This window comes from Streptococcus parasanguinis (assembly GCF_001073155.1).
GTDB classification, from domain to species: domain Bacteria; phylum Bacillota; class Bacilli; order Lactobacillales; family Streptococcaceae; genus Streptococcus; species Streptococcus parasanguinis_D.
The window spans coordinates 1-6,040 of record NZ_JVEE01000040.1 but is presented as its reverse complement, the minus strand read 5'-3'; the positions used below and the strand labels follow the sequence as shown (position 1 = coordinate 6,040).

General features: G+C 41.7%; 5 protein-coding genes and 1 tRNA gene. 1 reads left to right on the top strand and 5 read right to left on the bottom strand.

What is annotated here, in order from left to right; all coding sequences use genetic code 11:
• Positions 1–75: 75 nt before the first annotated feature.
• The 4 genes from radC to gyrA all read right to left on the bottom strand — a co-directional run bounded on the left by radC (position 76) and on the right by gyrA (position 4,476).
• Positions 76–759 (bottom strand): RadC family protein, encoded by a 684-nt coding sequence (gene radC, locus ADH92_RS06860; RefSeq protein ID WP_045759397.1) that lies wholly within the window; start codon positions 757–759, stop codon positions 76–78.
• Between the two features lie 54 nt (positions 760–813).
• Positions 814–1,092, bottom strand: a complete 279-nt coding sequence (locus ADH92_RS06855) for a hypothetical protein (protein WP_049474901.1) — start codon at positions 1,090–1,092, stop codon at positions 814–816.
• Positions 1,093–1,262: 170 nt separating this feature from the next.
• Complete coding sequence (locus ADH92_RS06850) at positions 1,263–2,006, bottom strand: class A sortase (protein ID WP_049497904.1); 744 nt, start codon at positions 2,004–2,006, stop codon at positions 1,263–1,265.
• Positions 2,007–2,019: 13 nt separating this feature from the next.
• On the bottom strand, positions 2,020–4,476 hold the full coding sequence (gene gyrA / locus ADH92_RS06845; RefSeq protein WP_049497903.1) for a DNA gyrase subunit A: 2,457 nt from the start codon (positions 4,474–4,476) through the stop codon (positions 2,020–2,022).
• A gap of 198 nt (positions 4,477–4,674) precedes the next feature.
• Here gyrA and ADH92_RS06840 point away from each other — a divergent pair, with 198 nt between their 5' ends.
• Entirely contained in the window at positions 4,675–5,661 is a 987-nt protein-coding gene (locus ADH92_RS06840; protein WP_003014794.1) for an L-lactate dehydrogenase, read from the top strand.
• Between the two features lie 92 nt (positions 5,662–5,753).
• On the opposite strand, the gene ADH92_RS06835 is transcribed toward ADH92_RS06840, so the two are convergent.
• Positions 5,754–5,825 (bottom strand) — tRNA-Arg (locus ADH92_RS06835).
• Positions 5,826–6,040: the final 215 nt, after the last annotated feature.

Below are 6,040 nucleotides of genomic sequence, written 5' to 3'. Positions count from 1 at the left end.
CCTACTCAACTGTGCGGAGGTGGGACGACGAAATCGAATTCTAACGAATTACTGATTTCTGTCCCACTCTCTTTTTTATACCAAATAATCTGTCTCTTCACGGTAACTATAATAGTTTTCTTCAGATACAATCAAGTGATCCAATAGGGTTAAACCCATCACTTCACAGGCCTCTAAAACTCGTTGCGTTACTTCATCATCATTTTTACTGGGAAATACGGCACCAGATGGATGATTGTGAGCCAAGATGATAGAGGTTGCCATGTGCTTCAGTGCATAATGCAGGATTTCACGTGGCTCCGCAATACTTCGATTCACGGTTCCAATAAAAATGGTCTGCTGATGAATAATTTCATTCTGCGTATTTAAATAGAGGGCAACCAGGTGCTCCTGTTTCTTATGGCCGATTTCCTGTTGAATTTTATGGGCCAATTTCTGGCTGCTCATGATCTGTTCAGAACTCATCAATTCGTCTTTATGAATCCTTCGTCCAAACTCAATCACAGCCTGAAGTTCGATGGCCTTCACCCGGCCAATACCTGAGATTTCCTGTAGCTCCTCTAGAGTTAATTGACTTAACTCCTTTAAACTATTAACCGAACTCAAAAGACCTTGTGCAATCTCATAAACGCTTTTTTTCTTATTGCCTGTCCGTAAGAGAATGGATAGCAATTCTTGATGACTCAGCTTATCTACCCCTTCAGAAACCAAACGTTCTCTAGGAAGCAAAGATGGTTCAATAAATGATATGTCGTACATAATTTCCTCCTCACTTATTAATTCGTAATAAATAGAGAAAACGACGACCTTGCATTATTTACAGGCAATTTCTTCCTTCAAATCATCTAACACTAAGACTTCATCTTTATTAAAGCGGATCTGGTAACCTGTTTGAACTTGTTCAAGCTCTTTTAAAAACTGTTGAATTTCACAGCGAATCAAGTACTCCTGGCTCTGAGGAATGGCCTCTAAAGCTTGGTAGACTTGCTCTACTTCGTAGATTCCTTTTGTAATTAAACCATTTCGTGGAAAATCGTTTACTAAGAGATTATAGAAATGATGCAAGAGATGATAAATTCGCTCTTTTGTCACTATTCTACCTCCTTATCATACTCTTTCTCCTCTTATTATATACTGATTTTCCCTTAATATTATGACAAATTCCTTACATTATATTACCAATCTCTTACAATTTTACAAGAATTTCTCCTAGCTTCCTAAATAGAAAAAAGCCCGGCATCTCTGCCTCGGGCTTTATTTTCTTAAAGTTGCATTTGATTATAAGACTTGCTGAATGAATCCAGGATGTCTTTTGGAGCCTTGTCATAGTCAACAGAGGTTTCCAAATTCCCTTTTACAATCGTACGGTAAGTCGCTGCAGCATCCTCACAAGTCACCAAGGTGATCTCATTAACACCTTCACGATCTTGAATAACATCTACACGGTCTGGAGTCACTGTCTCAACAGACGAGATAACATAAGTATAGATTTTTTCTTTGTCCGTGATGTAGATCTTCATTCCTGCCTTGGCTTTCTCTAATGGTGAGAATAACATGGCATTTGCTCCAGTTAAGCCAAATACATGGTGACTAGCAAGAGAATAATTGCCTTGTCCCATGACTTGGTTTTCCTTCATGGTCCCTGCTCCGTAGTAAAGGGCTACATTTTCAAGTCCCTTAAAGATCGGAAGGTTCATATTTAATTCAGGAATCGAAATCCCCCCAATTACTGGTAGTTTTTGAGCTTGCCATTGGGCATTGATGACTGCTTCCGTCGAAAGTGACTGGACATGTTGGAAATCAAAGCTCGTCTTCACTTCTTTATTCTTGTCAATGGTTTTTTTATTGACCTTGCTAACCTGGTATTGGTTGGTATGCCAAACCATAATCATATTACGGATCGGAGCATTGAAAATCAAGAGAAGCGAGAGAATAATCAAAAGTGTTGCAACGATGTTGATAAGAGTATTGCGTAAACTCTTTTTCTTTTTTCTTTTGCGTGACATGCTGTCCCCTTATCTATTCGTTTTCTTCCACTACTTCTTCATCTTTTTCATCGGGTTGGACTGTTGTAAAGGTCACAATTTTCGCATCCTGATCCAGTCTCATGACTTTCACACCCTGAGTTGAACGACCCGTTTGAGAGATATTCCCAACACTTGTGCGGATCATGACTCCGGTATCGGTAATGATCATCAGATCTTCATCCCCTTTAACGGTTAAAAGACCAGCTAAGGGACCATTTTTCTCTGTAATATTGGCTGTCTTGATTCCTTTACCGCCACGGCCTTTGGTTGGGTATTCGCTAGCCATTGTCCGCTTACCATACCCTTTTTCAGTGATGATCAATACTTCATCTTGATCCGTAACGACGCTAGCCCCAACAACCTTGTCTCCTTCACGGAGATTCACACCACGTACACCTGTGGCAGAACGTCCCATATTGCGGACCACAGCCTCGTTAAAGCGGACAGAATAACCATACTTGGTACCGATAATGACGTCAGCATTGCCATCTGTAAGGAAGACATTGATCAATTCATCCTCATCACGCAGATTCAGAGCTTTGAGACCATTCTGACGGATATTTGAAAATTCAGCTACATTGGTCCGTTTGACTAAACCTTGTCGCGTCGTAAAGAAGAGATAAGCTTCGTCACTGCGGTCTTGCTCCACATTGATAATGGTTTGAATCGATTCACCTTCGTCCAATTTTAAGAGGTTGACGATTGGTAATCCTTTAGCTGTCCGGCCATATTCTGGAATCTCATAACCTTTCAGACGATAGACACGCCCTTTATTGGTAAAGAAGAGTAAATGATCATGGGTGCTCGTAGAGACCAGTTCACGGACAAAGTCATCATCTTTGACACCAGTTCCTTGAACCCCACGTCCACCACGTTTTTGAGCCGTAAATTCCGCTTGGTCCAGACGTTTGATGTAGCCTTTGTTAGAAAGGGTGATCAAGACATCTGTTTCTTCAATCAAGTCCTCATCTTCAAGAGAAAGGACTTCTCCAACCATTAACTCAGTTCGACGAGCATCGCCAAACTTGCGTTTGACTTCTTCCAGTTCTTCCTTGATGATGGTGGCCACACGTTCTGGTTTCGCCAAAATGTCAGCCAAATCAGCAATCAAGGCAACCAAATCATCGTATTCACTTTGGATCTTGTCTCGTTCCAAACCGGTCAAACGACGAAGACGCATGTCCAAAATAGCTTGACTTTGACGTTCAGAGAGCTTGAATTTAGCCATCAATTCAGCTTGTGCTTCAGCGTCTGTCTGGCTATTGCGGATGATCCGGATCACTTCATCGATGTGATCCAAAGCAATGAGCAAACCTTCTAAGATATGGGCACGTGCTTCCGCTTTTTCTTTATCAAAGATGGTCCGGCGAGTCACCACTTCTTTCTGGTGCTCAATATAAGCCCCTAAAATTTGGCGAAGAGAAAGAATCTTTGGAATACCATTTTGGATCGCCAACATATTGAATCCAAAATTGGTTTGCATTTGCGTCATCTTAAAGAGGTTGTTCAAAATAACGTTAGCCGAAGCATCTCGGCGGACCTCAATGACAAAACGAACCCCTTCACGGTTTGATTCATCACGTACAGCTGTAATCCCTTCGATCCGTTTTTCTTGCACCAAGCGAACGATGTGCTCGTGCACCTTGGTTTTATTGACCATATAAGGGAACTCAGTGACAACAATCCGTTCACGGCCACTCTTGGTTACTTCAATCTCTGTACGAGAACGAAGAACGATTGATCCTTTTCCTGTTTCATAGGCTTTGTGGATACCTGATTTCCCCATGACCAAAGCACCTGTCGGGAAATCTGGACCTGGAAGAACTTCCATAAGTTCACGGGTCGTTACCTCAGGATTATCCATCATCAACTTCACTGCGTCAATGGTTTCTCCCAAATTGTGTGGAGGAATATTGGTTGCCATCCCAACGGCAATCCCTGTAGCACCATTGACGAGAAGGTTAGGGAAACGTGCAGGGAGGACCAAAGGTTCGCGCTCGCTGGCATCGTAGTTATCAGCGAAATCAACTGTATTTTTGTTGATATCCCGCAACATTTCAAGAGCGATCTTACTCATACGAGCTTCTGTATACCGTTGTGCAGCGGCACCATCACCGTCCATAGAACCAAAGTTTCCATGACCGTCTACTAACATGTAGCGATAACTCCACCATTGCGCCATCCGAACCATGGCTTCATAAATAGAGAAATCCCCGTGTGGGTGGTATTTACCCATAACATCCCCTGTGATACGGGCTGATTTCTTATGTGGTTTATCTGGTGTAACACCTAATTCATTCATTCCGTACAAAATACGACGGTGAACAGGTTTCAAACCATCCCGAACATCAGGGAGGGCACGAGCAACGATAACACTCATGGCATAATCGATAAAACTCGTCTTCATTTCTGATGTTAAATTCACATCAATTAGATTCTTATCCTGCATTCAAAAAATGCCTCTCTTTACTTAATTCACCATACTATTATAACACATTTTAGCCTATTTTTCTTCTTAGGAACACAAACGTAAAAACGTTTACATCAAGGATTCATACTGTATCAGATGACAAAGACTTTCAAAAGTGGTAGAATGAAGACGTATGAGAATCTATCTCAAAAAAATATGAAGGAGACGTTTAGACTCATGAATTTGACTAAACAACACAAAAAAGTTATCCTTGTCGGTGACGGTGCCGTAGGTTCATCTTATGCATTTGCACTTGTCAACCAAGGAATTGCACAAGAGCTTGGAATTATCGAAATTCCTCAATTGCACGAAAAAGCTGTTGGAGATGCGCTTGACCTTAGCCACGCCCTTGCCTTCACTTCACCTAAGAAGATCTATGCGGCTGAGTACGCTGACTGTGCAGACGCTGACCTTGTTGTAATTACTGCAGGTGCTCCTCAAAAACCAGGTGAAACACGCCTTGACCTTGTTGGTAAAAACCTTGCGATCAACAAATCAATCGTTACAGAAGTAGTGAAATCTGGATTTAACGGTATCTTCCTTGTAGCTGCTAACCCAGTTGACGTATTGACATACTCTACATGGAAATTCTCAGGATTCCCTAAAGAACGTGTTATCGGATCAGGTACTTCTCTTGACTCAGCTCGTTTCCGTCAAGCTTTGGCTGAAAAATTGGATGTGGATGCTCGTTCAGTACACGCCTACATCATGGGTGAACACGGTGACTCAGAATTCGCTGTATGGTCACACGCTAATATCGCTGGTGTAAACCTTGAAGAATTCCTTAAAGACACTCAAAACGTTCAAGAAACTGAATTGATCGAATTGTTCGAAGGTGTTCGTGACGCTGCATACACTATCATCAACAAAAAAGGTGCTACATACTACGGTATCGCTGTTGCCCTTGCTCGTATCACTAAAGCAATCCTTGATGATGAAAATGCAGTACTTCCACTTTCTGTATTCCAAGAAGGTCAATATGGTGTTAGCAACGTTTTTATAGGTCAACCTGCCATCGTAGGTGCACACGGTATTGTTCGTCCAGTGAACATCCCATTGAACGATGCGGAACAACAAAAAATGAAAGCTTCTGCTGATGAATTGCAAGCAATCATCGATGAAGCATGGAAAAACCCTGAATTCCAAGAAGCATCTATCAACTAATTCAATTAGAAAAGACTCTCAAATTTGAGAGTCTTTTTTGAGCTATGAACATAAGATAAAAAGGCTGAGAGACTTCTCAACCTTTTCTTCTCTCCACCCTGAGGGAATCGAACCCCCATCTCAAGAACCGGAATCTTACGTGATATCCATTACACTAAGGGTGGCAACTGTTATAGTATATCAAATTTTCAAAAATTTTACAAGTAAAAAAGAGAGTGGGACAGAAATCAGTAATTCGTTAGAATTCGATTTCGTCGTCCCACCTCCGCACAGTTGAGTAGGGCTGTAAAAGCTGATGAAATAAGGGTAGTAGAGGCCACTCAACCACTGCGTCTTGCTCGACAATCCAAAAATAATTGAGAGGCTAGGACTTTTGTCC

Excerpts from the sequence above, each read along its gene's own strand:
- radC (WP_045759397.1), bottom strand. The coding sequence starts at position 759 with ATGTACGACATATCATTTATTGAACCATCTTTGCTTCCTAGAGAACGT.
- ADH92_RS06850 (WP_049497904.1), bottom strand. The coding sequence starts at position 2,006 with ATGTCACGCAAAAGAAAAAAGAAAAAGAGTTTACGCAATACTCTTATC.
- gyrA (WP_049497903.1), bottom strand. The coding sequence starts at position 4,476 with ATGCAGGATAAGAATCTAATTGATGTGAATTTAACATCAGAAATGAAG.
- ADH92_RS06840 (WP_003014794.1), top strand. The coding sequence starts at position 4,675 with ATGAATTTGACTAAACAACACAAAAAAGTTATCCTTGTCGGTGACGGT.